At 64.6% G+C, this 25,174-nt stretch carries 25 protein-coding genes; 12 read left to right on the top strand and 13 right to left on the bottom strand.

All coding sequences use genetic code 11. From position 1 onward, the window contains the following. Positions 1 to 155 precede the first annotated feature (155 nt). The 9 genes from AC5Y5W_RS02010 to AC5Y5W_RS01970 form a co-directional block, all read right to left on the bottom strand. The gene (locus AC5Y5W_RS02010; RefSeq protein ID WP_500008814.1) at positions 156 to 659 is read right to left on the bottom strand and encodes a hypothetical protein; all 504 of its coding nucleotides are present in this window, start codon (positions 657 to 659) and stop codon (positions 156 to 158) included. Continuing rightward, a complete protein-coding gene (locus AC5Y5W_RS02005) occupies positions 656 to 1,261 on the bottom strand; it encodes a TetR/AcrR family transcriptional regulator (protein ID WP_500008813.1) in 606 nt (201 codons plus the stop codon). Before AC5Y5W_RS02005 ends, AC5Y5W_RS02010 begins: the two co-directional genes overlap by 4 nt. A gap of 149 nt (positions 1,262 to 1,410) precedes the next feature. After that, the gene (locus tag AC5Y5W_RS02000) at positions 1,411 to 2,559 is read right to left on the bottom strand and encodes an acyl-CoA dehydrogenase family protein (RefSeq protein ID WP_500008812.1); all 1,149 of its coding nucleotides are present in this window, start codon (positions 2,557 to 2,559) and stop codon (positions 1,411 to 1,413) included. A 2-nt stretch (positions 2,560 to 2,561) separates the two neighbouring features. Next, positions 2,562 to 3,707, bottom strand: a complete 1,146-nt coding sequence (locus AC5Y5W_RS01995; protein ID WP_500008811.1) for a thiolase family protein — start codon at positions 3,705 to 3,707, stop codon at positions 2,562 to 2,564. Then, a complete protein-coding gene (locus tag AC5Y5W_RS01990; RefSeq protein WP_500008809.1) occupies positions 3,700 to 4,506 on the bottom strand; it encodes an enoyl-CoA hydratase/isomerase family protein in 807 nt (268 codons plus the stop codon). Before AC5Y5W_RS01990 ends, AC5Y5W_RS01995 begins: the two co-directional genes overlap by 8 nt. Beyond that, the gene (locus tag AC5Y5W_RS01985; RefSeq protein ID WP_500008808.1) at positions 4,506 to 5,714 is read right to left on the bottom strand and encodes a CaiB/BaiF CoA transferase family protein; all 1,209 of its coding nucleotides are present in this window, start codon (positions 5,712 to 5,714) and stop codon (positions 4,506 to 4,508) included. Before AC5Y5W_RS01985 ends, AC5Y5W_RS01990 begins: the two co-directional genes overlap by 1 nt. Beyond that, positions 5,714 to 6,472: an SDR family NAD(P)-dependent oxidoreductase gene (locus tag AC5Y5W_RS01980; protein ID WP_500008807.1), complete on the bottom strand. Its 759-nt coding sequence runs from the start codon at positions 6,470 to 6,472 to the stop codon at positions 5,714 to 5,716. Before AC5Y5W_RS01980 ends, AC5Y5W_RS01985 begins: the two co-directional genes overlap by 1 nt. Then, positions 6,472 to 7,638, bottom strand: a complete 1,167-nt coding sequence (locus AC5Y5W_RS01975) for an acyl-CoA dehydrogenase family protein (RefSeq protein ID WP_500008806.1) — start codon at positions 7,636 to 7,638, stop codon at positions 6,472 to 6,474. The genes AC5Y5W_RS01980 and AC5Y5W_RS01975 overlap by 1 nt, the downstream gene beginning before the upstream one ends. 132 nt (positions 7,639 to 7,770) lie before the next feature. Continuing rightward, positions 7,771 to 9,066 carry an amidohydrolase family protein gene (locus AC5Y5W_RS01970; RefSeq protein WP_500008805.1) on the bottom strand — a complete coding sequence of 432 codons (1,296 nt, stop codon included), beginning with the start codon at positions 9,064 to 9,066 and terminating at the stop codon, positions 7,771 to 7,773. 274 nt (positions 9,067 to 9,340) lie between these two features. Between AC5Y5W_RS01970 and AC5Y5W_RS01965 the strand changes: the two genes are divergently transcribed. From AC5Y5W_RS01965 to AC5Y5W_RS01935, 7 genes are read left to right on the top strand one after another with little or no spacing between them, the layout of a single operon-like run. Then, on the top strand, positions 9,341 to 9,871 hold the full coding sequence (locus AC5Y5W_RS01965; RefSeq protein WP_500008804.1) for a carboxymuconolactone decarboxylase family protein: 531 nt from the start codon (positions 9,341 to 9,343) through the stop codon (positions 9,869 to 9,871). A gap of 4 nt (positions 9,872 to 9,875) precedes the next feature. Further along, positions 9,876 to 11,153 carry an aromatic ring-hydroxylating oxygenase subunit alpha gene (locus AC5Y5W_RS01960; RefSeq protein WP_500008803.1) on the top strand — a complete coding sequence of 426 codons (1,278 nt, stop codon included), beginning with the start codon at positions 9,876 to 9,878 and terminating at the stop codon, positions 11,151 to 11,153. Continuing rightward, positions 11,137 to 11,460 (top strand): hypothetical protein, encoded by a 324-nt coding sequence (locus AC5Y5W_RS01955; RefSeq protein WP_500008802.1) that lies wholly within the window; start codon positions 11,137 to 11,139, stop codon positions 11,458 to 11,460. Before AC5Y5W_RS01960 ends, AC5Y5W_RS01955 begins: the two co-directional genes overlap by 17 nt. Positions 11,461 to 11,463: 3 nt before the next feature. Further along, positions 11,464 to 12,678: a metal-dependent hydrolase family protein gene (locus tag AC5Y5W_RS01950; RefSeq protein WP_500008801.1), complete on the top strand. Its 1,215-nt coding sequence runs from the start codon at positions 11,464 to 11,466 to the stop codon at positions 12,676 to 12,678. After that, on the top strand, positions 12,662 to 13,081 hold the full coding sequence (locus tag AC5Y5W_RS01945; protein ID WP_500008800.1) for a nuclear transport factor 2 family protein: 420 nt from the start codon (positions 12,662 to 12,664) through the stop codon (positions 13,079 to 13,081). Before AC5Y5W_RS01950 ends, AC5Y5W_RS01945 begins: the two co-directional genes overlap by 17 nt. Next, entirely contained in the window at positions 13,078 to 14,169 is a 1,092-nt protein-coding gene (locus AC5Y5W_RS01940; RefSeq protein WP_500008799.1) for an acyl-CoA dehydrogenase family protein, read from the top strand. Before AC5Y5W_RS01945 ends, AC5Y5W_RS01940 begins: the two co-directional genes overlap by 4 nt. Positions 14,170 to 14,195: 26 nt before the next feature. Further along, entirely contained in the window at positions 14,196 to 14,963 is a 768-nt protein-coding gene (locus tag AC5Y5W_RS01935; RefSeq protein WP_500008858.1) for an acyl-CoA dehydrogenase family protein, read from the top strand. Between the two features lie 77 nt (positions 14,964 to 15,040). Here the strand turns inward: AC5Y5W_RS01935 and AC5Y5W_RS01930 are convergent, their stop codons facing one another. Beyond that, positions 15,041 to 16,213, bottom strand: a complete 1,173-nt coding sequence (locus AC5Y5W_RS01930) for an acyl-CoA dehydrogenase family protein (RefSeq protein ID WP_500008798.1) — start codon at positions 16,211 to 16,213, stop codon at positions 15,041 to 15,043. 197 nt (positions 16,214 to 16,410) lie between these two features. Between AC5Y5W_RS01930 and AC5Y5W_RS01925 the strand changes: the two genes are divergently transcribed. The 5 genes from AC5Y5W_RS01925 (at position 16,411) to AC5Y5W_RS01905 (ending at position 21,094) form a co-directional block, all read left to right on the top strand. After that, positions 16,411 to 17,067: a TetR/AcrR family transcriptional regulator gene (locus AC5Y5W_RS01925; RefSeq protein ID WP_500008797.1), complete on the top strand. Its 657-nt coding sequence runs from the start codon at positions 16,411 to 16,413 to the stop codon at positions 17,065 to 17,067. Positions 17,068 to 17,104: 37 nt separating this feature from the next. Continuing rightward, positions 17,105 to 17,926 (top strand): acyl-CoA thioesterase, encoded by an 822-nt coding sequence (locus tag AC5Y5W_RS01920; protein ID WP_500008796.1) that lies wholly within the window; start codon positions 17,105 to 17,107, stop codon positions 17,924 to 17,926. A 241-nt stretch (positions 17,927 to 18,167) separates the two neighbouring features. Further along, positions 18,168 to 19,370, top strand: a complete 1,203-nt coding sequence (locus AC5Y5W_RS01915; RefSeq protein WP_500008795.1) for a cytochrome P450 — start codon at positions 18,168 to 18,170, stop codon at positions 19,368 to 19,370. 47 nt (positions 19,371 to 19,417) lie between these two features. After that, a complete protein-coding gene (locus tag AC5Y5W_RS01910; RefSeq protein ID WP_500008857.1) occupies positions 19,418 to 20,254 on the top strand; it encodes a mycofactocin-coupled SDR family oxidoreductase in 837 nt (278 codons plus the stop codon). A 15-nt stretch (positions 20,255 to 20,269) separates the two neighbouring features. Next, the gene (locus AC5Y5W_RS01905) at positions 20,270 to 21,094 is read left to right on the top strand and encodes an SDR family NAD(P)-dependent oxidoreductase (RefSeq protein ID WP_500008794.1); all 825 of its coding nucleotides are present in this window, start codon (positions 20,270 to 20,272) and stop codon (positions 21,092 to 21,094) included. On the opposite strand, the gene AC5Y5W_RS01900 is transcribed toward AC5Y5W_RS01905, so the two are convergent. The 3 genes from AC5Y5W_RS01900 to AC5Y5W_RS01890 are packed head-to-tail and all read right to left on the bottom strand — an operon-like array spanning position 21,091 to position 25,174. Continuing rightward, positions 21,091 to 21,891, bottom strand: coding sequence for an SDR family NAD(P)-dependent oxidoreductase (locus AC5Y5W_RS01900; RefSeq protein WP_500008793.1), 801 nt, complete (start codon positions 21,889 to 21,891; stop codon positions 21,091 to 21,093). The two genes, AC5Y5W_RS01905 and AC5Y5W_RS01900, sit on opposite strands and share 4 nt — an antisense overlap. A gap of 5 nt (positions 21,892 to 21,896) precedes the next feature. Next, on the bottom strand, positions 21,897 to 22,751 hold the full coding sequence (locus AC5Y5W_RS01895; protein ID WP_500008792.1) for an LLM class F420-dependent oxidoreductase: 855 nt from the start codon (positions 22,749 to 22,751) through the stop codon (positions 21,897 to 21,899). Beyond that, positions 22,748 to 25,174, bottom strand: coding sequence for a CaiB/BaiF CoA-transferase family protein (locus tag AC5Y5W_RS01890; protein WP_500008791.1), 2,427 nt, complete (start codon positions 25,172 to 25,174; stop codon positions 22,748 to 22,750). Before AC5Y5W_RS01890 ends, AC5Y5W_RS01895 begins: the two co-directional genes overlap by 4 nt.

Below are 25,174 nucleotides of genomic sequence, written 5' to 3'. Positions count from 1 at the left end.
TCCGTTCGCGGCTAGTGAGAACGTCCCTCTCAGCGATGAATATTACATTTCCACAGCAGGTCGCCAGCGTCAACGTGGGCTACCGTGGTCGATCTCAATGCACGGCGCGGCACCCGGGGTGCCAGGCGCCGGATCCCCGCCGGCGGAGGCCGGGCTCAGCTGGCCGGGACCAAGTCCGCAGCGACCGACGGGCAGGCCATCACGCCGGTGCGGAAGGTCTCGACCAGCCCGATTCCCTCTCCTACCGAGCCTGCCGCGAGGGCCTGGGCTTTGAATGCCTGTGCCGCCGCGCTCAGCCGGTGATGGACCAGACCGACACTGTCGTTCAGTTCGGCCGGCCACGTCTCACCCCACAGGGTGACTTCGGTGGCGCCGGCATCCAGGGCCTGCAGCACGCCCTGGCGAACCCGGGAATCGCATCCGATGAGATCGGCGGCGGCTGCCAGGGTTTGCGGAACCGGACGGTGCCCCACCGTGGCCAACGCATGTTCGAGGTCGATGACCTGGGCACCGAGAATCTGTAGTGGCCGTTCATCGGAATGGTCGGCGACCAGGACCGTCACATCCCATCCGGCCATTGCCCGGTCGAACAGCCAACCGCCGGCGAACCGCACCACGTCGATGACGTTCGCCGCGACGACGTCGAGTCGGTACCTCATGTCGTGCTCGGCGGCGTCATGTCGCGGGCCAGCGACTCCGCGTACTCCTTGAACACTTCGGTCAGCGGTATCGAAGGATCGAGCAACCATGTGGTCTCCATTCCGGTGATGAAGGCGAGAATTTGCACTGCCTTGACGGCGACGTCCATATCCATCCGAAATTGGCCGGTCTGCTGACCCTGCCGGATGAGAGCGGTGACGATCTCGACGGCGTCCTGGTATCTGCTGAGCAGGCGGTCATGCAGGGGCGCATCGGGATCCATGTTTTCGGCCAGCAGCACGGTGTAGGTGCCCACCAGCTCCGGTGACCGGTAAAAGCGGTCGGCGACCGCTGCGATTTCGGCAATCAGGTCGCCGGCCCGGTCCGCGTGGGCGTCGTCGTCGGCATCGCGGACATCGACCACCGCGTGCAGCAGCTGGTCTTTGGATTCGAAATGGTGCAGCAAGCCAGCCGGGCTGACACCGGCTTCACCGGCGATCTGGGCCAATGTGGTGTTGCGCCACCCGTTGCGGGTCAGCAGCCGCTGCGCGACCTTGAGGATCCGCTGTTTGCGGTCTTCGCCTTTGGCCAGCAGCGTGTCGTAAGGCCGTGTCTCCGGCACCGGACTCCTTCGGTTCAACCAACCGGTGGTGATCGCCAGCGCGGCGGAGCCGGGCGCAGCGGGTCGCCACCAACCAACCTAGTGAACACACAGTAGGTTGGTTTGCGCGTTGTGACAAGGGTCTCAGTGCAGGAGGTTGGCAGCGCCTGTCACAGACCGAGTGACTTCGCGATGATCACCTTCATCACTTCGCTCGTTCCGGCATAGATGCGGGCCACGCGCGCATCGGTGTAGAGCCGGGCGATCGGATACTCCATCATGTAGCCGTAGCCGCCGAACAGTTGCAGGCAACGGTCGACGACGCGGCCCTGCATCTCGGTACAGAACAGCTTCACCTTGGCCGCGTCGGATCCCGACAACTCGCCGGTGACCAGTTCGGCCGTCGCGCGGTCGACCATCGTCTGCGCGGCCTCGATCTCAGCGGACATTGCGGCCAACTCGAACTTGGTGTTCTGAAACGACGCGACCGGCGTGCCGAATGCCTTGCGCTGCTTGACGTAGTCGATTGTCGCGGCGACGGCCGCGCGGGCTTGGGCCACCGACCCGATGGCGACAGTCATCCGCTCCTGGGGCAGGTTGTGGCCGAGGTAGCCGAACGCCTCGCCCTCCTCGCCGAGCCGATTGGACACCGGCACCCGGACGTCGGTGAACGACAGTTCGGCGGTGTCCTGAACCCGGCAGCCCATCTTGTCCAGCGCGCGGCCCTTGACGAAGCCGGGCATCCCGTCCTCGACCACCAGCAACGTCAGCCCACGCCGGCGGTTGTCAGGATCGGTCGACGTCCGGGCGACCACGATGACCAGGTCGGCCAGCAGACCGCCGGTGATGAAGGTCTTGGCGCCGTTGACGACGTAGTCGTCGCCGTCGCGTACGGCGGTGGTGCGGATACCGGCCAGGTCGGAGCCGGTGCCCGGTTCGGTCATCGCGACCGCCGTCAACAGGGTGCCGGCGGCAAGACCGGGAAACCAGCGCTGCCGTTGCTCGTCGTTGGCGTAGTGCAGGAAGTAGGGCAGGATCACTTCCAGCTGGGTGCGGACGGTACCCATGGTGACCAGAGCGCGGGCGGCTTCCTCCTGCAGGATGACGTTGTAGCGGTAGTCGGGCAGGCCCGAGCCGCCGTATTCCTCGGGGATGGCCATGCCCAACATGCCCAGCGCGCCGAGCTTTTCGAAGATCTCGCGCGGCATCCGACCGGCTTTCTCCCAGTCGGCGTAGTGCGGTTCGATCTCTTTGTCCACGAAATCGCGGGCCAATTGCCGAAACGCCTCGTGGTCTTCGGTGAACAGCTCTCGACGCATGCTCAGGCCACCAGTTCCACCAGGGTGGCGTTGGCGGTACCGCCGCCCTCACACATGGTCTGCAATCCATAACGAATACCGTTGTCGCGCATGTGATGTGCCATTCGGGTCATCAGCACCGCGCCGGACGCGCCCAGTGGGTGTCCCAGCGCGATCGCGCCGCCGAGCGGATTGAGCCGCTGGGTGTCGGCGCCGGTTTCCGCCAGCCACGCCAGCGGCACCGGGGCGAATGCCTCGTTCACCTCGAACACACCGACGTCGGCGACCGAGACGCCGGCTTTGGCCAAGACCTTCTCGGTGGCGGGAATGGGACCGGTCAGCATCAGCACCGGATCGGCCCCGGTCACCGCGCCGGCCCGGTAGCGCACCAGCGGGGTCAGGCCGAGTTCGAGCGCGGTTGCTGATGTGGTGACCAGCAGTGCCGCAGCGCCGTCGGAGATCTGCGACGAGTTGCCGGCATGGATCACTCCGTCGTCGACGAAGGCCGGCTTGAGCGCGGCGAGTTTCTCCACGCTGGTCCCCCGCCGCACGCCCTCGTCCTGGGTGACCGCGGTGTCGTCGACGAACACCGGCACAATCTGGGCGTCAAAGGCGCCGCTGTCCTGGGCGGCGGCGGCAAGTTCGTGCGACCGCGCCGAGTACTCGTCGAGCCGGGTCCGGGAAAAGCCCCACTTCTTGGCGATCATCTCCGCAGACAGCCCCTGGTTGAAGGAGAAATCACCATAACGCTCAAGGACTTTGGGTCCATACGGCATTCCGGTGGCTCGGGCTGCGCCCAGCGGCACCCGGCTCATCACCTCCACGCCGCCGGCCACGACGACGTCCTGCTGGCCCGACATCACCGCCTGTACGGCGAAATCGAGGGCCTGCTGGCTAGAGCCACACGCCCGGTTGATCGTGGTTCCCGGAATGCTCTCCGGCCAGCCCGCGGCCAGTACCGCGTAGCGACCGATGTTGCTGGACTGGTCACCGATCTGCGATACGCAACCCCACACCACGTCGTCGACGATCTCGGGATCGATGCCGCTGCGTTGCACCAATTCATTGAGCACGATCGCCGACAGGTCGGCGGCGTGCATCCCCGACAGTGCCCCGTTGCGTTTGCCGACCGGGGTACGCACCGCCTCGACGATGACTGTTTCACGCATCTGTCTGCTCCGATCTCGAAACTGCCCACCGACCAGTAAACGACGGCTCCCGTCGTTCGGCGAACGCGGCATAGGCCTCGGCGGCATCAGCCGTGGCGAAGTTGACCACCTGCGCACGGGCTTCATTGGCCAACGCGTCACGCAGGGTCGCATCGGCGCCCTCGTTCAGCAGCGCCTTGCTGTGTGCCAGCGCGATCTGCGGGCCGGCCGCCAGGCGGTCGGCCAGATCGGTGACGTAGGTGTCGATCTCTGCCGCGGCGACCACCCACGTCACCAGGCTCTGGGCTCGGGCTTCCTCGGCGTCGATGGTTTCAGCCAACAGCGCCAGCCGCTTGGCCTGTTGTAGCCCGACGATTTTGGGCAGTAACCAGGAGCCGCCGAGATCCAGGGATAGTCCACGCTTGGAAAAGATTTGGCAGAAGCTGGATTCCGGCGTAGCCACCACGAAGTCGCAGCCCAGCGCCAGGTTCCACCCGGCGCCCACGGCCACGCCGGTGACCTTGGCAATCGTGGGCACCGGCAGTTCATGCAGCGCCAGCGCCACGTCGGTGAGCAGTCGCAATTTGTAGGTGGGATGGCCGCCATCGGGGCTGGAGATGTCAGCGCCCGAGCAGAACGCGCCGCCGGCGCCGGTGATGATGACCGCACGCACCCCGCGGTTGTTTCGCGCGGCCGTCAGGGCCTCCGCCAATGCAATCCACAACTCACGGTTGATCGCATTTTTGCGGCGCGGGCGGTTCAGCGTCAGCGTCCGGACGCCATTGCGGTCGCTGCATAGCAGCACAGGCTCATCAGACATCAGCGGTAGGCCGCTCCGATGGCGCCTTGCCCACGCAGCGCAGTGATCTCGTCATCGACGATGCCCAGTTCGGCCAATACCGCGTCGGTGTGCTGTCCGAGCCCGGGTACCGCACCCATTGCGGGGCGATAGCCGGAGACGACGGGCGGAGGCAGCAGGGCCGCAATGGGGCCCGCGGGTGTGTCGACTTGTTGCCAGCGGTCTCTCTCGCTCAGCTGTGGATGCGCCAGCACCTCGCTGGGCAGGTTGTAACGTGCATTGCCGATCCCGGCGGCGTCGGCGGTCTTTTGCACATGTTCCAGATCGCGAGTTGCACACCAGCCGCCGATGGCCTCGTCGAGGATGGCTCGGTGGGCAACCCGCCCGGCGTTGGAAGCAAACCGCTGGTCATCAGCCAAGTCGTGGCGCTGCAGGATCTCGCGGGAAAGTCGTTGCCATTCCTGGTCGTTGGTGGTCCCCAGCACCACAGTCTGTCCGTCGGCGGTGCGGTAGGCGCCGTAGGGGGCCACCGCCGGTGAGCTCATGCCCAGCGGCTGCTGGTCGATGCCGGAATGCTGGGTGTAGGTCAGCGGGTAGCCCATCAGGTCGGTCATGGTGTCGAACAGGCTCACGCTCACCGCGTTGCTCACGGCACGGCCGTCATGACGCGAATACAGCAGGGCCAGAATCGAAATCGCCGAGTACAGCCCGGTGCTGATATCGGCCACCGGCGGCCCGGGCTTGGCCGGCGCGCCCGCAGAGCCGGTGACCGCGCACGCCCCGGATTCGGCTTGGGCCAACAAGTCGTAGGCCCGCTTGTGCGACAACGGCCCGCCCGAGCCGTAGCCGTCGATTTCGACGGCGATCACCTGCGGGTGCCGCTGGGCCAGGTCATCGGGGGCAATGCCCAGCCGGGCGGTCGATCCCGGCGCGAGGTTGGACACCAAAACGTCAGCCTGCTCCAGCAGCCGGTGCAAAATATCCAGTCCGGCAGCCGTTTTCAAGTTCAGGGTGACGGATTCCTTGCCGCGGTTGGCCCACACGAAGTGTGCGGCCAGCCCGTTGACGACGTCGTCGTAGTAGCGGGCGAAATCTCCCCCCTTGGGGTTTTCCACCTTGATGACCCGCGCACCGAAATCGGCCAGTACCCGGGTGCACATCGGCGCGGAGACGGCCTGTTCCAACGCCACAACGGTGACACCGGCCAGCGGCGCCGCAGAGTCCGGCATTACATCACCATTCCGCCGTCCACGGGCAGCACTTGCCCGGTGATGTAGGAAGCGGCATCCGATGCGAGGAACACGAACGCCCCGGCTACCTCCTCCGGCTCGGCCCAGCGCCGCAGCGGGATGCGGTTGCGCATGTTGGCCGCGAACTTCTCGTTGGTGCGGATGGTTTCGGTCATCGGCGTCGCCGCCAGCGGCGCCAGCGCATTGACCAGGATATTTTTGGTGGCGAGTTCGCGGGCAAGCGATTTGGTGAACCCGATGGTGCCGGCCTTGGCGGCCGAATAGTTGACCTGGCCGAGCGTGCCGGTCAGTCCGGCCGCCGACGTGACGTTGATGACGCGCCCGGTCCCGTCGGTGGGGATGCGCGGCATGGCCGCCTGCGTGCAGTTGAAGGCGCCCATCACATGGATGTCGAACAGCAACCGGAACGACTCTTGGGAGGTCTTCTCGAACATCGCCGGCCGGGTCACGCCCGCGTTGTTCACCAGGATGTGCAGCGTGCCGTCAGCCAGCGCGGCCGCTTGCGCTGCGGCTGCGTCGGCGGACTCGCGATCCGACACGTCCAGCGCAGCAGATTCGGCTCGTCCTCCCGATGCCGAAATCTGCTCTGCCACCGCGGCTGCCGCGTCTTTGTCCACATCGGTGACAAGTACTGCCGCTCCGGCGTCGGCCAGCGCCTTGGCGACCGCAGAGCCGATGCCGCCCGCGGCGCCGGTCACCAGCGCTGCGCGGCCGGACAGGTCGAAATACCGGCCCATCAGTAGCTCCTCGGCAATCCGAGCACGTGCGAGCCGAGAAAGTTCAGGATCATCTCCTGACTGACCGGTGCGATCTTCATCAGCCTGGCCTCCCTGAAGTACCGCGACACGTGGTACTCCTCCGAATACCCCATGCCGCCGTGGGTTTGCAGCGCGCGGTCGGCGGCGGTGAAACCGGCGTCGGCGCAAAGGTATTTGGCGGTATTGGCTTCTCGCCCGCACGACTTGCCGTTGTCGTAGAGCCACGTGGCCTTGCGCAGCATCAGCTCGGCGGCGTCGAGCCTTGCCAGCGAGTCGGCCAACGGGAATTGGATGCCCTGGTTCATGCCGATCGGTCGGTCGAAGACATGGCGTTCGTTGCCGTACTTCACCGCCTTCTCCAGCGCGACCCGGCCGATGCCGAGGGCCTCGGCGGCGATCAGCATCCGCTCCGGGTTCAGGCCGTCGAGAATGTACTGAAAGCCTTTGCCCTCCTCGCCGACTCGATCCTGCACCGGAATGCGCAGGTCGTCGATGAACAGCTCGTTGGAGCTGACGGCGTTGCGGCCCATTTTGCGGATCGGCCGGATGTCGACCCGGCTGCGGTCCAGGTCGGTGAGAAACAGGGTCATCCCGTCGGTCTTCTTGCTGACCTCGTCGTAGTGCTGGGTCCGGGTCAGAAGCAGGATCTTCTGTGATTCGATCGCTTTGGAGATCCAGACTTTTCGGCCGTTGACCACATAGTGGTCACCGTCTCGCTTGGCGAAGGTGGTGATCCGTGAGGTGTCCAGTCCGGCACCGGGTTCGGTCACCCCGAAGCACACGTGCAGTTCGCCCGTCGCAACCCGGGGTAACGTGCGGGCTTTCAGTTCGTCGGAACCGTGCACCACCACCGGATGCATGCCGAAGATCGACAGGTGAATCGAGCTGGCTGCGTTCATTCCACCGCCGGACTTGGCGACTTCCTCAGCCAGCAGCGTCGCTTCGGTGATGCCCAAGCCGTGGCCGCCGTACTGCTCGGGGATCGTCATCCCGAGCCAGCCGCCACTGGCGATCGCCTGGTAGAACTCGGTCGGAAACTCGTGCGCCTGGTCTTTTTCCATCCAGTAGTGGTCGTCGAACTTGGAAGCCAGTTCGGCGACCGACTTGCGGATCAGCTCCTGGTCGTCGGTCAGCTCGAAGCTCATTCCCGCCACGGCTCTCCTCTTCATCTATCGCGAGCAGACGCAAAATCGCACGATTCCCGGCCGAAAGATGCGATTCTGCGTCTGCTCGCCAGCGGGCGACATCCCCCGCGCAGTTGCATTCCGGCGGCGTGCTCAGTCCTTGTTGCCGGTAAGCGCTTTGGCGTTGGCGGCAAAGTCGGCGAACGACGAGCCCGACCGGTCTTTGTGCTGACTGAGTGCCTGAATCGAGACATCGTGTCCCTCGGCGGCCTTACGCAGCGCGCCGACCGTCGCCTGCTCCCGGGGAATGTGGCTGAACGGGTCGAACGAGTACCAGCGCATCGCGTTTTCGTGGGTCACCTTGTTGATCTCGTCGTCCGGCACGTTGTTGACGGACAAGACATCCCAAAGCTCTTCGGGCGCCCCTGGCCACATCGAGTCGCTGTGCGGGTAGTCGGCCTCCCAGCAGATGTTGTCGATGCCGATCATGTTGCGCAGCTGTACGCCGACCGGGTCGCTGATGAAGCACGTCAGGAAATGCTCCCGGAAAACCTCACTCGGCACCTTGCCGCCGAAGTTCTGATGGGTCCACGTCGAGTGCATCTCGAAGGTACGATCCACACGCTCCAAGAAGTACGGAATCCAGCCGGTGCCGCCCTCCGACAGTGCGACCTTGAGGTCGGGATACTCCTTGATCGGCTTGGACCACAACAGGTCTGCCGCAGCCTGCACAATGTTCATCGGCTGCAGGGTGATCATCACGTCCATCGGCGCATCGGGTGCGGTGATCGCCAGCCTGCCCGAGGACCCGATGTGCACATTGAGTACGGTGTTGGTGTCGCACAACGCCTTCCACAGCGGATTCCAGTACTCGTCGTGGAAGCTCGGGTACCCCATCGCCGCCGGGTTTTCGGTGAAGGTCAGCGCGTGCACTCCCTTCTTGGACACCCGCCTGACCTCGTCGGCGCACTTCTCGGCATCCCAAATCACCGGCAGCGCCATCGGAATGAACCGGGCCGGATAGGCCCCGCACCACTCGTCGATGTGCCAGTCGTTGTAGGCCTGCACCAACGCCAGCGAGAATTCCGGGTCTTCGGTGGCAAACAGCCGCCCGGCGAAACCGGGGAAGGACGGAAAACAGATCGAGCCCAGGATCCCGCCGGCGTTCATGTCTTTGACCCGCTCGTCGACGTTGTAACAGCCCTTGCGGATCTCGTCCAGACCAGTCGGCTCGATCCCGTACTCCTCCTTGGGCCGGCCGGCCACCGCGTTCAGCGCGACATTCGGGATCACAGTGTCGCGGAACTGCCAGGTATCCGAGCCGTCCGGGTTGTGCACCAGGCGCGGCGCATCGTCGGCGTACTTCTTGGCCAAGTGGTTCTTGAACATGTCGGGTGGCTCAACAATGTGGTCGTCGACGCTGATCAGGATCATGTCGTCTTTGTTCACCGGTTGGTCCTTTCCCTCGGATACCTCGGGCCATGGCAGGCGAGGCGGGTGAGGCCCCGCTATGGAAATTAGCTTCTCAGATCGCGAGAATCAACATCTTCAGGCTACCCCCTACGTACGCCGCGCGTCGCCGAGACGTCCGGAGCACCGCCGCCGCCGATGGTGTTTCTGCAGGTGACCACCACCTTTTTTGCCGGTATTGACCAATCCGAGGGATCATGGAAATCTATTGGTCAAATATGAGAATATGATTCTCCACATTGAGGAGGCTGCTATGCGTCTGTCCCCGCTGCCGGCGGATCAGTGGGACGACGCTGTCCGGCATGCGGTGGCGGGCATGCTGCCCGAGGAACGACGAAACCCCGACGACGCGGGAAACCTCCTGGCCACGCTGGTGCACCACCCCGAACTCACCCGCGCGTTCTTACGGTTCAGCGTCTACCTGCTGTACGGATCGACGCTGCCCGAACGTGTCCGGGAGCAGGCCATCCTGCGAGTCGCGCATCGACGCGGCTGTGAATACGAATGGATCCATCACGTCACCATCGGCAAGCGGACCGGACTATCCGACGCCGATATCGCCGCTATCCAGTCCGGCGACCCGCGCGACGAGTTCGACCGTGCGGTCCTGACTGCAGTCGACGAGCTCGACGAGAAGACCAACCTGTCGGATGCCACCTGGGCGGCGCTGTCTGAGCGGCTCGATGAGCGGCAGCGGATGGACCTGATTTTCACGATCGGTGGCTACACCGCGCTGGCGATGGGCCTGAACACCTTTGGCGTCGAAGTGGAACAAGAAAGGTAAAATCGTGCCACATTTCACCAAGCCTGCTGCCGGCAGCTGGACCGAGAACTATCCGGAACTGGGCACCGCACCGGTCGATTACAGCGACTCGATCGATCAGGCATTCTTCGAAGCCGAGCGTGAAGCGGTGTTCAAACGGATGTGGCTCAATGTCGGAAGAGTCAACCGCCTACCACGCACAGGCAGCTACTTCACTAGGGAACTACCCTCAGCGGGGCAAGGCACATCGGTGATCGTCGTCAAGACCAAGGACGGGTCCGTTAAGGCGTATCACAACGTCTGCCGCCACCGCGGAAACAAGCTGGTGTGGAACGACTTTCCCAACGAAGAGACCTCCGGCACCTGCCGGCAGTTCACCTGCAAGTACCACGCTTGGCGTTACAACCTCGACGGTGACCTGACCTTTATCCAGCAGGAGGACGAGTTCTTCGACGTCGACAAGGGCGACTACGGGCTGGCTCCCGTCCGCTGCGAGGTGTGGGAAGGCTTCATCTTCATCAACTTCGACGACAACGCGGCTCCGCTGATCGACTACCTCGGACCGCTGGCCAAGAGCATCGAGGGCTACCCCTTCAGCGAGATGACCGAGGCCTATTCCTACCGGGCCGAGGTTGGCAGCAACTGGAAGCTGTTCATCGACGCGTTCATCGAGTTTTACCACGCGCCGATCCTGCACCAGGGGCAGTACACCAAGGAGGAAGCCGCCAAGATCCAGAAGTTCGGCTATGAAGCACTGCACTACGAATTGGCCGGCCCGCACAACCTGCAGTCCACCTGGGGTGGCCAGGCACCGCCCCCGGACATGTCCATGGTCAAGCCGATGGACCAGGTGTTGCGCAGCGGATTGTTCGGCCCGTGGGACAAGCCGGAGATCATCGAGAACCTGGAGCTGCCGCCGGGTGTCAACGTGAAAAGGGTGCCGCAGTGGGGCATCGACTCGTGGCTGTTCTATCCGAACTTCATGCTGCTGATCTGGGAGCCGGGCTGGTTCCTGACCTATCACTACTGGCCGACCGCGGTGGACAAGCACATCTTCGAGTGCACACTGTATTTCGTTCCGCCGCGCAACGCACGAGAACGCCTGGCTCAGGAGTTGGCCGCAGTGACGTTCAAGGAGTACGCGTTACAGGACGCCAACACGCTGGAAGCGACCCAGACCATGATCGGCACCCGGGCCGTCAAGGAGTTCCTGCTGTGCGACCAGGAAGTCTTGATCCGCCACTTGCACAAGACAACCAGTGACTACGTGAAGGAGTACCAACGCAATGGCGCTACCGTCTGAATTCACCGATCTCGACCCGTATTTGGACTGGGACCTGGCGACCGAGCCCGAGCGCTACGCTAAGCGGCTGGCGTCGTCGATGCCGGAGTTGCAGGCGTTTTACGATGCCGCGTTTCCCCGCTTGGAAGACGTGATCGCCTACTGTGACAAGTACCCCCTCAACGATCTACCCGAGGATGCGCGAAGTCTGATGCACCTCATGCAATCGCTGGTCATGGTGTCGTTTCCAGTCGAAGCGTGGAAGCAGCCGCGCGTACCCGACAGCGGTGCGGCCTGGGTGGAGCTGATCCGGGAGCCGGTGATCTGAACGGTGCTGACACTCAAGGCGGCCGGGCTGCTTGACATCGACGCCGGCGAGATCGTCCGTCCCGGCATCCTGCGGGTGGACGGCGAGCGGATCGTCAGTGTCGGCGGTGATCCCGAGGGTGACCTGATTGACCTCGGCGAACAGATCCTGCTCCCGGGGTTGATGGACATGGAGGTCAACCTCCTGATGGGCGGGCGCGGGGAAACCGGTTTGGCCTCCTCGGTCCAGGACGACCCGCCGACCCGGGTGCTGCGTGCGGTCGGCAACGCCCGTCGCACCCTGCGGGCCGGCTTCACCACCGTGCGCAACCTCGGATTGTTCGTCAAAACCGGCGGATACCTGCTCGACGTCGCGCTCGGCAAAGCGATCGACGCCGGTTGGATCGAAGGCCCGCGGGTGGTTCCGGCCGGTCACGCCATCACCCCGACCGGCGGGCATCTGGACCCCACGATGTTCTCCGCGTTCGCCCCGGACTTGCTGCACCTGACCGTCGAGGAGGGTATCGCCAACGGCGTCGACGAGGTCCGCAAAGCCGTTCGCTACCAAATCAAATACGGCGCTCAGCTGATCAAGGTGTGCTGCTCGGGTGGAGTGATGTCGCTGACCGGAGCGCCTGGCGCGCAGCACTATTCGGACGAGGAGTTGCGGGCAATCGTCGACGAGGCGCACCGCAGGGGTCTGCGGGTAGCGGCCCACACCCATGGCGCCGAAGCGGTGCGGCACGCGGTCGCGGCGGGTATCGACTGCATTGAGCACGGCTTTTTGATGGACGACGAGGCGATCACCGCGCTGGTCGACCATGACACGTTCTTGGTGACCACCCGGCGCCTGGCCGATGCCATGGACGTCTCCAAGGCGCCGCCGGAGTTACAGGCCAAGGCCGCCGAGATGTTCCCGAAGGCACGCACCTCGCTGCTGGCTGCCTACGAAGCCGGGGTGAAGATCGCGGTGGGCACCGACGCGCCGGCAATTCCGCACGGCCGCAACGCCGACGAGCTGGTCACCCTTGTCGAATGGGGCATGTCACCGCTGGCGGTGTTGCGGGCGGCGACAGTCACCGCGGCCGACCTCATCAACGTGACCGACCGGGGACGACTGGCCGAAGGGCTACTCGCCGACGTGATCGGCGTTCCCGGAGATCCGTTGTCCGACATCACGGTTACCCAAAACGTGCAGTTCGTCATGAAAGGCGGCAAGGTCTATGCCAACAAGAACTGACGACCTTGTCGAGATCCAGCAGCTGCTCGCCCGGTACGCGGTCACCATCACCCAAGGCGACATCGACGGGCTGGTGGGCGTCTTCACGCCCGACGGTACCTACAGCGCATTCGGCGAAACCTATTCCCTGGACCGCTTTCCCGTGCTGGTGGACGCTGCGCCCAAAGGCTTGTTCCTGACCGCGACTCCGGCGATCGAGTTGTCCGGCGATACTGCGACCGGCACCCAACCGCTGTGTTTCATCGACCACGCCACCCACGACATGCGGATCGGCTATTACAACGACACGTATCTGCGCACCGCCGACGGTTGGCGGCTGAAGACCCGCGCAATGACCTTCATTCGCCGTAGCGGCACGCACGACTCGGGCCGCCCGCACGCGGTGGGGCGTCCGCCTGCATGAAGGTCGAGCAGTTCCGGGCAAATCTGCGTGCCTGGCTCGACGACAACGACCTGACTCCGGGGCCGGAGCATTCGCTCGAAGGTCACATGCGGCAACTCGCCCGGGTCCACGCCGCGCTCTATGACGCCAATTGGATGCGCTACGGGTGGCCGGTCGAGGTCGGCGGAATGGGCGGTCCCGCAATGCTTCGCGCGATTGTCGGTGAAGAGGTCGTCGGCCGGGGCCTTGCCGAACCGGGACCGTACTCGATGGTCGAGGTGCTGGCGCCGACGATGATCGACTACGCGCCGGCCGAACTCGCCGCTGAAATGGTGCCGCGGCTGCTGTCCGGCCGCGAGCAATGGTGTCAGGGCTTTTCCGAGCCCGGATCAGGCAGCGATCTGGCATCGCTATCCACCCGTGCTGCCCCGAGCGGCGACCACTGGGTTGTCAACGGGCAGAAGGTCTGGACCAGTTTCGCGCAGTATTCGACCCGCTGCATCCTGCTCACCCGCACCGCACCCGGACATGACGGCATCACGGCGTTCTTCGTCGATATGGATACGCCGGGCATCACCGTGCGGCCGCTGCGCACCATGCACGGGGTCGACGAGTTCTGCGAGGTGTACTTCGACGACGTCGTGATCCCCGGCGACCGGATGCTCGGGACGCCGGGTGACGGCTGGCGGCTGGCGATGGACCTGCTGCCGTATGAACGCTCGACCTGCTTTTGGCAGCGAATCGCCTACCTGTATTCGCGATTCGACCGACTCATCTCCGATGCAACCGACCCGGATGACTTCGCTTTGGGCTCGGCGTATCTGGCGTTGCACACCCTGCGCTGCCGCTCGCGTGCCACCCAGCATCGGTTGGCTGAGGATGGGACGCGGCTGGGACCAGAGACCTCGATCGACAAGGTCTTGCTGGCCACCGCCGAGCAGCGACTGTACGACACCGCGCGGGACCTGCTGCCCGGTGTCGTCGAGCTCGACGAAACAGACTGGCGTACCGAATTCCTGTATTCACGCGCGGCGACCATCTATGGCGGAACCGCCGAGATCCAGCGCAACATCATCGCCCGCCGGCTGTTGGACTTGGGCAAGGAGTGAGCGTGGACACCGACTCGTTGGAGCTGATGGAGGATGCGCTCCGCAAGACCATGACCGCGGTCTCGGGCCAGCAACTCGATGCGGCGCTGGCCGACCTCGGCTGGCTGGACATGCTCGACGAAACACCGGAAGCCGCAGTCTCTTTGGTGTTCCGGCTACTTGGCGAGACCGGGGCTCACGCGCCCATTCTCAACGACGTCGTGTTGCGCGAAGCCGGCCGCGGCGGCGGCGACACCGTGGCGCTGCCCTACGCGGGTGGCTGCTGGATCCGCTGGGAACGCACCGACCAAGAAACCTCGACGCTCGGTGAAGGCCTACCGATACACCTTGTGGCCGAAGGGGTTCCGGTGCCGCTAGCCGCCGGTCGGCGCGCGCTTGGCTGGTGGCTGGTCGGAGCCAGCCGGGCGATGTTGTCGCTGGCCCGCCAACATGCCCTGGACCGCGTGCAGTTCGGCCGGCCTGTCGCCTCGTTCCAGGCGATCCGGCATCGGCTGGCCGAAACACTTGTCGCGATCGAGGGCGCGGAGGCCACTCTGCGCGCCGACTCGGCCGAGCCAGACGATCTTGGTGCGCTGCTGGCCAAGGCCGCGGCCGGTCAAGCGGCGCTGACCACCGCGCGGCACTGCCAACAGGTGCTCGGCGGTATCGGCTTTACCGCCGAACACGAGTTGCACCGCCACGTGAAGCGCGCGCTGGTGTTGGACGGAATGCTCGGCAGCGCACGCGAACTCACCCGCGAGGCTGGCGCCATCCTGCGGGCGAAAGGTGTCGCGCCGCGGCTGGCAAACCTCTAACCACATAATTGCGCGAGCGTGCGTGTCCCCGGCCGACACGCCGCGCTACTGCCCGGGTTTGCGCACGCTCGCACGGGTTATCGGGGCAAGCCCAAAACCCGCTGGGCGATGATATTGCGCTGGATCTCCGAGGTGCCGCCGGCGATGGTCCCGGCGAAGCTACGGAAGTAGCGATCGAACCAACTGCCGTAATGGGCATCCAAATTCAGTGGTGCGAACGGACCGGTGACGTCAGGGTGCAGCAGGCCGTCAGCGGCCGCGGCATTGAGCGCATGCTCGGATGCGGTCTGCACTGCCTCCGATCCCAACAGCTTCAGCACCGACAGACCCGGTACGTCCTCCTCGCCGCGGTCGGCACGGGCCAGCGCGGCCGAGCCGAGCAGTCGCAATGCCTCGGAATCCATGAGCAGGGTGGCGTAGTGGTCGCGCTGCAGCGAATCCGACGGTCGATAATCGACGATCAGTTCACGTAGCCGGTCGGCGTATCCCAGCCACAGCATCGTGCGTTCGTGGCCCAGCGAGCCCGTCGCGACCCGCCACCCCTGATTCAGCGGGCCCACCAGGTTTTCGACGGGCACCCTCGCGTCGTTGAAAAAGACTTCGTTGAAATCCAAATCGCCGCGATCCGACGCCGACGCGAAGGGCCGGCGCGTCACGCCCGCAGTGTCGGTGGGGATCAGCAACACGCTGATTCCCTTGTGTTTTGGCGCATCGGGGTCGGTCCGCACGAACGTCAGCAGCACGTCGGCGTCGTGAGCGCCGGACGTCCACACCTTCTGCCCGCTGACCACGAAGTGGTCCCCGTCCAATACCGCGCGGGTCCGCAACGATGCGAGATCCGAGCCTGCGCCCGGCTCGCTCATCCCCAACGATGCCGTTATGTCGGCCTGCAGAATCGGCACCGCCCAGCGCTGCTTCTGCTCGTCGGTTCCGAAAGACAACACCGACGCGGCGATGATGCCGACTCCCTGTGGATTGAAGCTTTGGTAGACACGTCGCCGCGACAACTCTTCGAGATGTACGTATTGCTGCAGGACGGTGGCGTTGCGCCCACCGAACTCCGGCGGGTTGCCCGGAAGCAGCCAGCCGTGCTCGAACAGCAACCGCTGCCATCGGCGCGCCCAGTCCGGCACATGCGACGACGAGCGAGGCCGTTCGCCGGCTTGAGCCTCGTCAGGCAGATGCTCATCGAGGAAGGCCACGAATTCGGAGCGGAACGCCTCTACGTCGGCATCAAAAGTCAGCTTCACGGGTACTCCTCGGCATCGGCGCCCGCAGTTCCACATTTCTGCTTCCGTGAGCACTGCAAAGAGAATAGTATTCTCGTGGTGAGAAAGTTACAATCTCTGACACGTCGTCCGTGAGGGGGTGCGAGACACCGATGGCACGGCGTTCTCCGGTACAGTCCAACCATGTTCTCTCCTCACGGCAACCGTCCGAGCCGTCGGTGACCAGTCCGAGCGAAGAGCCGGCCTGGAAGCAACGGGCGGTCGAGCGGTCGATCAAAACCGCGAAACTGCGCGCGGCCCAGCGCGTTCAGCGCTTCCTGGACGCCGCCCAGGCCATCATCATCGAGAAGGGCAGTACGGACTTCACCGTTCAAGAGGTTGTCGACCGCTCCCGCCAATCGCTGCGCAGCTTCTACCTGCAGTTCGACGGCAAACACGAGCTGTTACTTGCCTTGTTCGAGGATGCGTTGAGTCGGTCGGCCGACCAGATCCGCGCCGCCACGGCCAATCACTCCGACCCACTCGAGCGGTTGAAAGTCGCCGTCGAGCTGCTCTTCGAGGCATCCCGTCCCGATCCCGCCGCTAAAAGGCCGTTGTTCACTGACTTTGCACCGAGATTGCTGGTTTCCCATCCAGCCGAGGTCAAAGTCGCTCATGCACCGCTTCTGGCATTGCTGACCGAGCTGATGGAAGAGGCGGACGGCGCCGGGCAACTGCGCGCCGGCGTCCCAGCCCGGCGGATGGCCGCAATGACGATGCAGACGGTGATGTTCATCGCACAATCGAGCGGCGGCTCTGATGACGCGACCGTGCATCCCATTACCGCCGACGAGGTGTGGGACTTCTGCTCACGGGGATTCGCAGCCGAGAATTAAGTTACCTTGATTCGAGAACTCGACTTACACTAGCTGAGTGCCCGACCTGTGGACGGACCTGCTCGGCTGTTTGAAGCTGCGAGTCTGCGACGGCGAGCAACCCGGACAAGCCAACGTAGCCGTGTTCGAGGGCCGCAACCAACAACTGGAATACCATCGGCTTTTCGGCGGCCAACTGCTGGGCCAATTCGTCCGTGCGGCGATGATGAGCTGCCCGGACAAGCGCATCAAATCGCTGCATGCAGTGTTCGCCCGCGAAGGTCGCGCCGACGAACCGGTGCAATACCAACTGACCCGTCATCACGACGGCCGGTCATTCGCGACACTGGCGATCACCGCCGGCCAGTCCCGGGGCACATTGGCCACTGGCTCGGTCTGCATGCACACCGCCGAGGACGGCCCCGATCACCAGAACACTGAGGGCGTGCCGCCCGTCTTGGACGAGCGACACCGGGTCGAATTGGACCTTATCCCTTGGGAAACGCGCTCAACCGACGATCTCAACGCCTCCACCGCCGGTCCACCCCGGTTCGAACTCTGGATGCGCACGCCGCCAGTTGACACCGAGTTGGCGCCCGCGCTGGCCGCCTACACCACCGACCTCACACTGATCGGGACGGCGCTGCGGCCGATCAAAGGATTCAACCAACGCGGCAATGGGACCGCGTTCACCTCCGCGGTGACCAGCCATACGCTGTGGTTCCACCGCCCTTTCCGCACCGACGACTGGCTCCTGCTGCGCCAGCACAGTCCGATGTTGGCGCACGGCCGGTGCTTTGGCCGCGGCGACGTGCTGAGCGCAGACGGCTCGCTCGTCGCCTCCTATGCACAGGAAGCGCTGCTGCGCTTCAGCGCATGACGCCTGCAACCGAATCCGTTGGCGGCCAAGCTCACTGACCCTGCCCAGTTCCCGGAAGCCGCAATTGCGATGTTCGAATATCGCACCAATCGGCTCTGCTGAGAATTTGATTCTCTCAATGCGAGAACTTTAGATGCCGTAAACGGATTCGAGATTGACACTGGTAGCGGCTGATGACAGAGTTCAGGGGCAACAGGATGCAGGATCCCGTGAGAACACGGTTCCGTGAGAGGCGATATCCGTGACAGTCAGTGCCGCCAGTGACGTCTACTACGACCCGTACAACCCCGAACTGAATGCCGATCCCTACGGAATGTTTCGCCGGCTGCGCGAAGAATCGCCGTTGTACTACAACTCCGAGCACGACTTCTACGCGCTGAGCAGGTTCACCGATGTCGACCGCGCTCTGGTGGACTACCAGACCTTCAGCTCGGCCCGCGGGGCGATCCTGGAACTGATCAAGAGCAACATGGAAATGCCTTCTGGCGTCTTGATTTTCGAGGATCCGCCAGTGCATGACATCCATCGCAAGCTGCTGGCACGGATGTTCACGCCTCGTAAGATCAACGAATTGGAAAACAAGATCCGAGATTTTTGTGCTCGCTGTTTGGATCCGCTGATCGGCACCGACCGGTTCGACTTCGTGGCCGATCTCGGGGCGCAGATGCCGATGCGGGTGATCGGAATGCTGTTGGGTATTCCGGAAGACGACCAAGAGGCGATCCGGGACCGCTCGAATGCCACCATGCGCACCGAGGTCGGCCAACCGATGACGATCGCCTCGGATGGCTTCGACACCGGTGAGGCTTTCGCTCAGTACATCGAGTGGCGAGCGGAGCACCCGTCCGATGACATCATGACCGAGTTGTTGAACGTCGAGTTCGAAGACGAGACCGGCACTACCCGCCGGCTCACCCGCGACGAACTGCTCATCTATGTCAACGTGGTGGCCGGCGCCGGCAACGAGACCACCACCCGGCTGATCGGCTGGGCCGGCAAGGTTCTCGCGGAGCATCCGGACCAGCGCCGCCAACTGGCCGAGGACAGGTCGCTGATTCCACGGGCTATCGAAGAACTGCTGCGCTTCGAGCCGCCGGCGCCGCACGTCGCACGGTATGTGACCCGTGATGTCGAACTCCACGGCCAGACGGTACCCGAGGGCAGCGTGATGATGATGCTGATCGGGGCCGCCAACCGCGACCACCGCCAGTTTCCGCCCGACGGTGATGTTTTCGACATTCACCGGGAAGCTCGTCAGCACTTGGCCTTTAGTGTCGGCACGCACTACTGCCTTGGCTCGGCGCTGGCTCGGCTGGAGGGGCGAATCGCAGTGGAGGAGATCCTCAAGCGCTTCCCCGAGTGGGATGTCGACCTGACCAACGCCACGTTGTCTCCGACCTCCACAGTGCGGGGATGGGAAGCGATGCCGGCGATCATCGGGTGAGCCAGTTCAATGTCAGCGGTTCAACGTCAACAGAAATTGAGGTAATGATGGCGGGACGAGTCGAAGGCAAGGTCGCCTTCATCACCGGTGCGGCGCGCGGTCAGGGCCGGGCGCATGCGGTGCGACTGGCGCAGGAAGGCGCCGACATCATCGCGGTCGACATCTGCAAGCCGATCGACAGTGTCCAGGTTCCGCTATCCACACCGGAGGATCTGGCCGAGACGGCCGATCTGGTCAAGGGTCAAAACCGCCGCATCTACACCGCCGAAGTCGACGTGCGCGATTACGACGCGCTGAAAGCGGCGGTGGACGCCGGTGTCGAGCAGTTGGGTCGGCTGGACATCATCGTCGCTAACGCCGGGATCGGTAACGGCGGGGCGACGTTGGACAAGACCAGCGAACGAGACTGGACGGACATGATCGACGTCAACCTCGCCGGTGTGTGGAAGACCGTGAAAGCCGGTGTGCCGCATCTGCTGGCCGGGGGACGCGGCGGGTCGATCATCTTGACCAGTTCGGTGGGCGGACTGAAGGGATATCCGCACACCGGTCATTATGTGGCTGCCAAGCACGGCGTGGTGGGACTGATGCGGACCTTCGCTGTCGAGTTGGGCCAGCACATGATTCGGGTCAACTCTGTGCATCCCACCAACGTGAACACACCGTTGTTCATGAACGAGCCGACGATGAAGCTGTTCCGCCCCGATTTGGAGAACCCCGGTCCAGATGACCTCAAGGTCGTCGCGCAGATGATGCACACCCTGCCCGTCGGTTGGGTGGAGCCTGAGGACATCAGCAACGCCGTGCTGTTCTTGGCGTCCGACGAGTCCCGCTACATCACCGGTGTCACATTGCCGATCGACGCGGGCAGCTGCCTGAAGTAGATAGAGTCCCGTCTTATGCGCGGGTTTGAAGGGCGCGGCGCGGTCATTACCGGCGGCGCAAGTGGCATCGGTTTCGCCACCGCCAGCGAGCTTGCCCGGCGCGGTGCGGCCGTCGTATTGGGCGATGTCGAAGGTCCTGCGCTCGAGCAGGCCGTCGCGCGGCTGCGCGCCGAGGGCCTCGATGCGCACGGCGTGGTCTGCGATGTCCGCCACCTCGACGAAGTTAACCACTTGGCCGCCGAGGCGTTTCGTCTGCTCGGACGGGTTCATGTGGTCTTTAACAATGCCGGCGTTGCGGTGGCCGGGCCGATCGCGCAGATGTCGCACGACGACTGGCGCTGGGTGATCGACGTCGACCTCTGGGGCCCGATCCACGGCGTCGAAGCGTTCTTGCCCCGACTCCTCGAGCAGGGCGACGGTGGCCACATGGTGTTCACCTCGTCATTCGCCGGCCTGGTATCGAACGTCGGGCTCGGGCCGTATTCGGTCGCCAAATATGGCGTGGTCGCACTTGCCGAGGCGCTGGCTCGCGAGGTCAAGGCGAACAATATCGGGGTGTCGGTGCTGTGCCCGATGCTTGTCGGAACCAATATCGGCGACTCGGAACGCAACCGCAGTTCTGAATACGGAGGCCCGGTAGGGCAGCCTGTTCCGAGCCCCGACACCGCCGAGGAGGGCGTCCTTGACGTCGATGCCGTTGCCGGGCTGACGGTGGAAGCCATACTGGCCAATCGGCTTTACGTCCTACCGCACCAGGCGTCGCGGGGTTCAATCCAGCGTAGGTTCGAGCGGATCGACCGCACTTTCGACGACCAGGCCGCCCACGGCTGGACCCACTAGGCGGGGCCAAGCGTGGGTTCACCAGTCGTCGGATGGTGATACCAGCCGCCCGCAGCCTGTGTCCCGCCGTCGACATGAATCGTCTGCCCAGTGATGTAGCTTGCCATGTTTGAGGCGAGAAACACCGCGGCACTGGCCACTTCGTCCACAGTCCCGGGCCGGCCCAGCGGGATAGCCTGGCCGATATCGGGGCTCAGCCCTCCAAGGTTAGCGAGTCCCTCGGTGATGGTGATGTCCGGCGCCAGTGCGTTGACCCGGATGCCGTACGGCGCGAGTTCGAACGCCGCGGTTTTGGTGTAGTTGATGACGCCGGCTTTGGCGGCCGCGTATGCGGCGTAACCGGGTGCGGCGCGCACGCCTTCGATCGACGTCAGGTTGACAACGCTGCCGGGCAAGCCGGCGGCTACCATCAGCCGTGCCACCCGCTGAGTGCACAACAGCACATGACGGAGGTTGGCCTTGTAGAGCGCATCCCAGCCGTTCTCGCTGGTCTCTAGCAACGGAGAGCGGAACGTCCCGTCGGCGTTGTTCACCAGGATTGTCACCGGGCCAAGTTCCTCGGTCGTGCGCCGTAGTGCGGCGTCGACCTGTCCGCTGTCGCGAACGTCGGTGACAATGCCCAGTGCGCCAATCGATTCGGCGGTGGCAACGCAACTTTCGGCCTCGCGCTCCCAGATCGCCACCGATGCGTCGAAGGCAGCCAGGCCCGCCGCAATGCCGCGGCCGATACCTGCTCCCCCTCCAGTCACCACTGCGACGCGACCACTGAGCTGGATGTCGGTCGGACTGATTGCCACGGAATCTAGCCTGCCGCAGTCGCATTTTCGAAATACTGATCGGCGAAGCGAGCGATGCCCTCGAGTGCGTCCCGGGTTCGTTGCCACGGTGCGACGATGAGCCGGTCGATACCGACGGCAGCGGCGCGCTGGACATCGTCGGCCGAGGAGATCGGTACGGATGTGGTGACTTGTGGTTTGCCGCTGCGCCCATGTTCGGCCCACAGCCCGGACAGTATGCGTACCGACTCCGGTATCCGATCCACGGTGTGGTTCATCGGCAACCAGCCATCGCCCAGCCGTGCGACCCGGCGCAACGCGGCCTTTCCGTCGCCGCCGATGTGCAACGGCGGGCCACCCGGCTGCACCGGCTTGGGCTCGAACATCACTTCGCCGAAATCGAAGAAGCGGCCGTGGTGTTCGACGCTGGGTTGTCTCCACAACGCGCGACACACCTGCAATGCCTCGTCGACCCGCGGACCGCGGCTGTCGAAGTCCAGACCGACCGCCTCCCACTCTTCGCGCAGCCAGCTCGCGCCGACACCGAAGTCGAAGCGGCCGCCCGACACGATGTCCAGGGTCGCAGCGGCGCGTGCGCTGACGAAGGGGTGGCGCAGGCCGATGTTGTAGACATAGGTGCCCAAGCGGATCGTCTCGGTCTGGGCGGCGAGAAACGACAGGTAGTTCAGCGCATCGAAAATCGGTGTCTGGGGCGGAACCGGTGGATGGGCATCGCCCTGGTGAGGACTGCCGCTCATCGCGACCGGAAACACCAGATGCTCAGGGAGCCAGACCGACTCGAAACCCAGCCCCTCCGCCTGCTTCGTCAGCTCGGGCCACAGGCCCGGATGGGCGCGCGCCAACGGAATACCGAACTTCATTGGGCTTTAGCCTTTCTCGCGACGCCCGGTGCCGAGCCGATAACGCCGTCGGCTTCCAGCTCGGCGATCTCGGCCTCGGTGAGCCCGAGTTCGGCAAGTAGTTCATGATTGTGTTGACCGAGCAGCGGCGCGGACTGCTGGTGGAAGCGGTGAGGTCCGCGGGAAAAACGCGCCGGCACTGTGCTGTGTGGGACCGACTGGTTGACCGGGTGGCCGACGGTTTCGAAGAAACCGCGGAAAGCCAGCTGCGGCAGCTCGGTTTGCCGATGCGGCTGGATGACCTTTGCGACCGGGACACCGGCTTCCCAGAGACACTGCACAATCTCGTCGCCGCTACGGCTCTGACACCAGGCGTTGAGCTGCTCGTCGATCCGGTCGTGTCGTTGCCGCCGACCGGCCGCATCGGACAATGCCGGATCCATCGCCCACTGCGGCCGGCCGAGGGCGTCGCGCAGGCCGGCCCACTGTTCGTCGGTTGCCACCGCGACCGCGACCCAGCTGTCGAGGCGGCCGAATTCGTCGACGTCGGCGGTGCGGTAGAGGTTTTGCGGTGCCGCCGTGGGCCCACGGTTACCGGCACGTTTTAGCAGGGCGTCGTAGGCGCTGTATTCGACGACCTGTTCGGCAGCGACGTTGATCGCGGCGTCGACCATGGCGGCTTCCACCAGCACCCCTTTCCCGGTTCGGCGTCGGTGCTCCAGTGCCAGCAGAAGCGCGTTGACCGCGTGTATACCGGCGTTGGGATCGCCAACCGAATATGGGTCATACGGGTTGCGATCGGGATAGCCGGTGAGCCAACTCAATCCGGACGCGGCCTCGATCACATAGGCGAAGGCAGGATTGTCTCGCCAGGGTCCGTCGAGTCCGAATCCGGGCATCCTCAGCAGGATCGCGTCAGGCCGTATGGCCTGTACGGCCGCGAAATCCAGTCCGATCTGTTCGAGCACCCGGGGCGTGAAGTTCTCGACGATCACGTCAGATGTCGCGACGAACCGGCGCAGCAGATCCCGTCCGGCAGTAGTCTGCAGATCGAGCGTCAAGCCCTTCTTGTTGGTGTTGAGGCCGGAAAAGATCGGCGAGCGCTCCCACCATCGGTCTTCGGTCATCGGCACTCCGGCGATCAGCCGGGTGCCGTCCGGCCGTCCGGTCGACTCCACATGGATGACCTCGGCGCCGAGCAGCGCCAGGAAATGCGTGCAGGATGGGCCCGCCCAGAATGTCGTCATGTCCAGCACCCGCAGTCCGGTGAACGGCAGCCGATCCGCGGCGCCGCTCGCCGCCTGGCGCGCGGGCGGGCGGACCTGGCGGTAGTGGGCGGTATGTTCACCGAGTCGCGGGGCGGGTCGTGGTGCCGGCAGCAGAGGGGGCTGAAAGCGGTAAGGATGGCCGGGCTGATTGAAGCCGTCCCGAGGATTGGTGACGAATGACCGGCGCTGTTGGAAGTGATCCAGCCCGGTGATGTTGGCGCCGTGGGCCACTGGAGCGTTGGGAACGCGGAAGGCGGTGGCGAGGTCGCGGATCTCCTCGACCGTCTGCTCTTCGAACCAGGCGTAGATGTCGTCCGCCTTCTCGTTGGCCTGCTCGGTGATCGTGAGCGGCGATTCCTCGTCGATCCAGTCCTGGTGACCGGTCATCGCGCAGAGATCGAACCACTGCTGGGCCGTCCCGCAGCCGACGTCGATGAGGCCGTCCTTGGTCCGCGCGATCCCTGGGACGGTGAGCCGGCGGGCATCGCGCCATGGTCGGCCGAGCATCTCGAAGTAGCTCACTGGGTAATACGTGAGGCCCAGGATCTGAGTCTCCAGCATGGACAGGTCGACGAGCTCACCGGCGCCGCTGTCGATCTGACGCAGTCGCGACGCCAGGGTGATCGCACTGGCAAACGCCCCCGCCACGTATTCCCCGATCTGGCCGCCGACGAATACCGGTGCCCGATCCGCCGATCCGCGACCGAGTCCGACGATGCCCCCCGACCACGCCTGCAAGGTGAATTCGGTCGCCGGCCGATCCCGCCACGGCCCCGTCAGCCCGAACGGGGTGATCGCGGTGACGATCAAATGCGGGTGCTCCCGGCGGATTTCGGCGGGGGCAAACGACGAGTGCTCGGCAACCGCCGAGCCGCGCGACCACACCACCGCATCGGCGGATGCCAGCAGACCGTTGACCAACGCGGCATCGCTCTCGGGATCGGCGACCACGCTGTGCTTGGAGCAGGACAAGAAACTGAACAGGGCTCCGTCGCTGCCTGATTCGATGCCCGAACCCGACGCGGACCATCGCCGCAGCGGATCTCCTTGCGGTGGCTCGACTTTGATCACCCGAGCACCGCCGTCGGCCAAGAGTTTGGTGCAGTAGGCACCGGCGATGGCGGTGGACAGATCGACGACGGTATAGCCGTCCAAGGGGCCGTGTAGCGGCTCCAC

Source organism: Mycobacterium sp. NGS51, assembly GCF_059812525.1.
This window is presented reverse-complemented; position numbering and strand designations above follow the sequence as displayed.

What these genes read in the sequence shown, in the direction of transcription:
- AC5Y5W_RS02010 (WP_500008814.1), bottom strand. Translation starts at nt 659, where the DNA reads ATGAGGTACCGACTCGACGTCGTCGCGGCGAACGTCATCGACGTGGTG.
- AC5Y5W_RS02000 (WP_500008812.1), bottom strand. Translation starts at nt 2,559, where the DNA reads ATGCGTCGAGAGCTGTTCACCGAAGACCACGAGGCGTTTCGGCAATTG.
- AC5Y5W_RS01995 (WP_500008811.1), bottom strand. Translation starts at nt 3,707, where the DNA reads ATGCGTGAAACAGTCATCGTCGAGGCGGTGCGTACCCCGGTCGGCAAA.
- AC5Y5W_RS01990 (WP_500008809.1), bottom strand. Translation starts at nt 4,506, where the DNA reads ATGTCTGATGAGCCTGTGCTGCTATGCAGCGACCGCAATGGCGTCCGG.
- AC5Y5W_RS01985 (WP_500008808.1), bottom strand. Translation starts at nt 5,714, where the DNA reads ATGCCGGACTCTGCGGCGCCGCTGGCCGGTGTCACCGTTGTGGCGTTG.
- AC5Y5W_RS01980 (WP_500008807.1), bottom strand. Translation starts at nt 6,472, where the DNA reads ATGGGCCGGTATTTCGACCTGTCCGGCCGCGCAGCGCTGGTGACCGGC.
- AC5Y5W_RS01975 (WP_500008806.1), bottom strand. Translation starts at nt 7,638, where the DNA reads ATGAGCTTCGAGCTGACCGACGACCAGGAGCTGATCCGCAAGTCGGTC.
- AC5Y5W_RS01965 (WP_500008804.1), top strand. Translation starts at nt 9,341, where the DNA reads ATGCGTCTGTCCCCGCTGCCGGCGGATCAGTGGGACGACGCTGTCCGG.
- AC5Y5W_RS01955 (WP_500008802.1), top strand. Translation starts at nt 11,137, where the DNA reads ATGGCGCTACCGTCTGAATTCACCGATCTCGACCCGTATTTGGACTGG.
- AC5Y5W_RS01945 (WP_500008800.1), top strand. Translation starts at nt 12,662, where the DNA reads ATGCCAACAAGAACTGACGACCTTGTCGAGATCCAGCAGCTGCTCGCC.
- AC5Y5W_RS01940 (WP_500008799.1), top strand. Translation starts at nt 13,078, where the DNA reads ATGAAGGTCGAGCAGTTCCGGGCAAATCTGCGTGCCTGGCTCGACGAC.
- AC5Y5W_RS01935 (WP_500008858.1), top strand. Translation starts at nt 14,196, where the DNA reads ATGGAGGATGCGCTCCGCAAGACCATGACCGCGGTCTCGGGCCAGCAA.
- AC5Y5W_RS01910 (WP_500008857.1), top strand. Translation starts at nt 19,418, where the DNA reads ATGGCGGGACGAGTCGAAGGCAAGGTCGCCTTCATCACCGGTGCGGCG.
- AC5Y5W_RS01905 (WP_500008794.1), top strand. Translation starts at nt 20,270, where the DNA reads ATGCGCGGGTTTGAAGGGCGCGGCGCGGTCATTACCGGCGGCGCAAGT.
- AC5Y5W_RS01895 (WP_500008792.1), bottom strand. Translation starts at nt 22,751, where the DNA reads ATGAAGTTCGGTATTCCGTTGGCGCGCGCCCATCCGGGCCTGTGGCCC.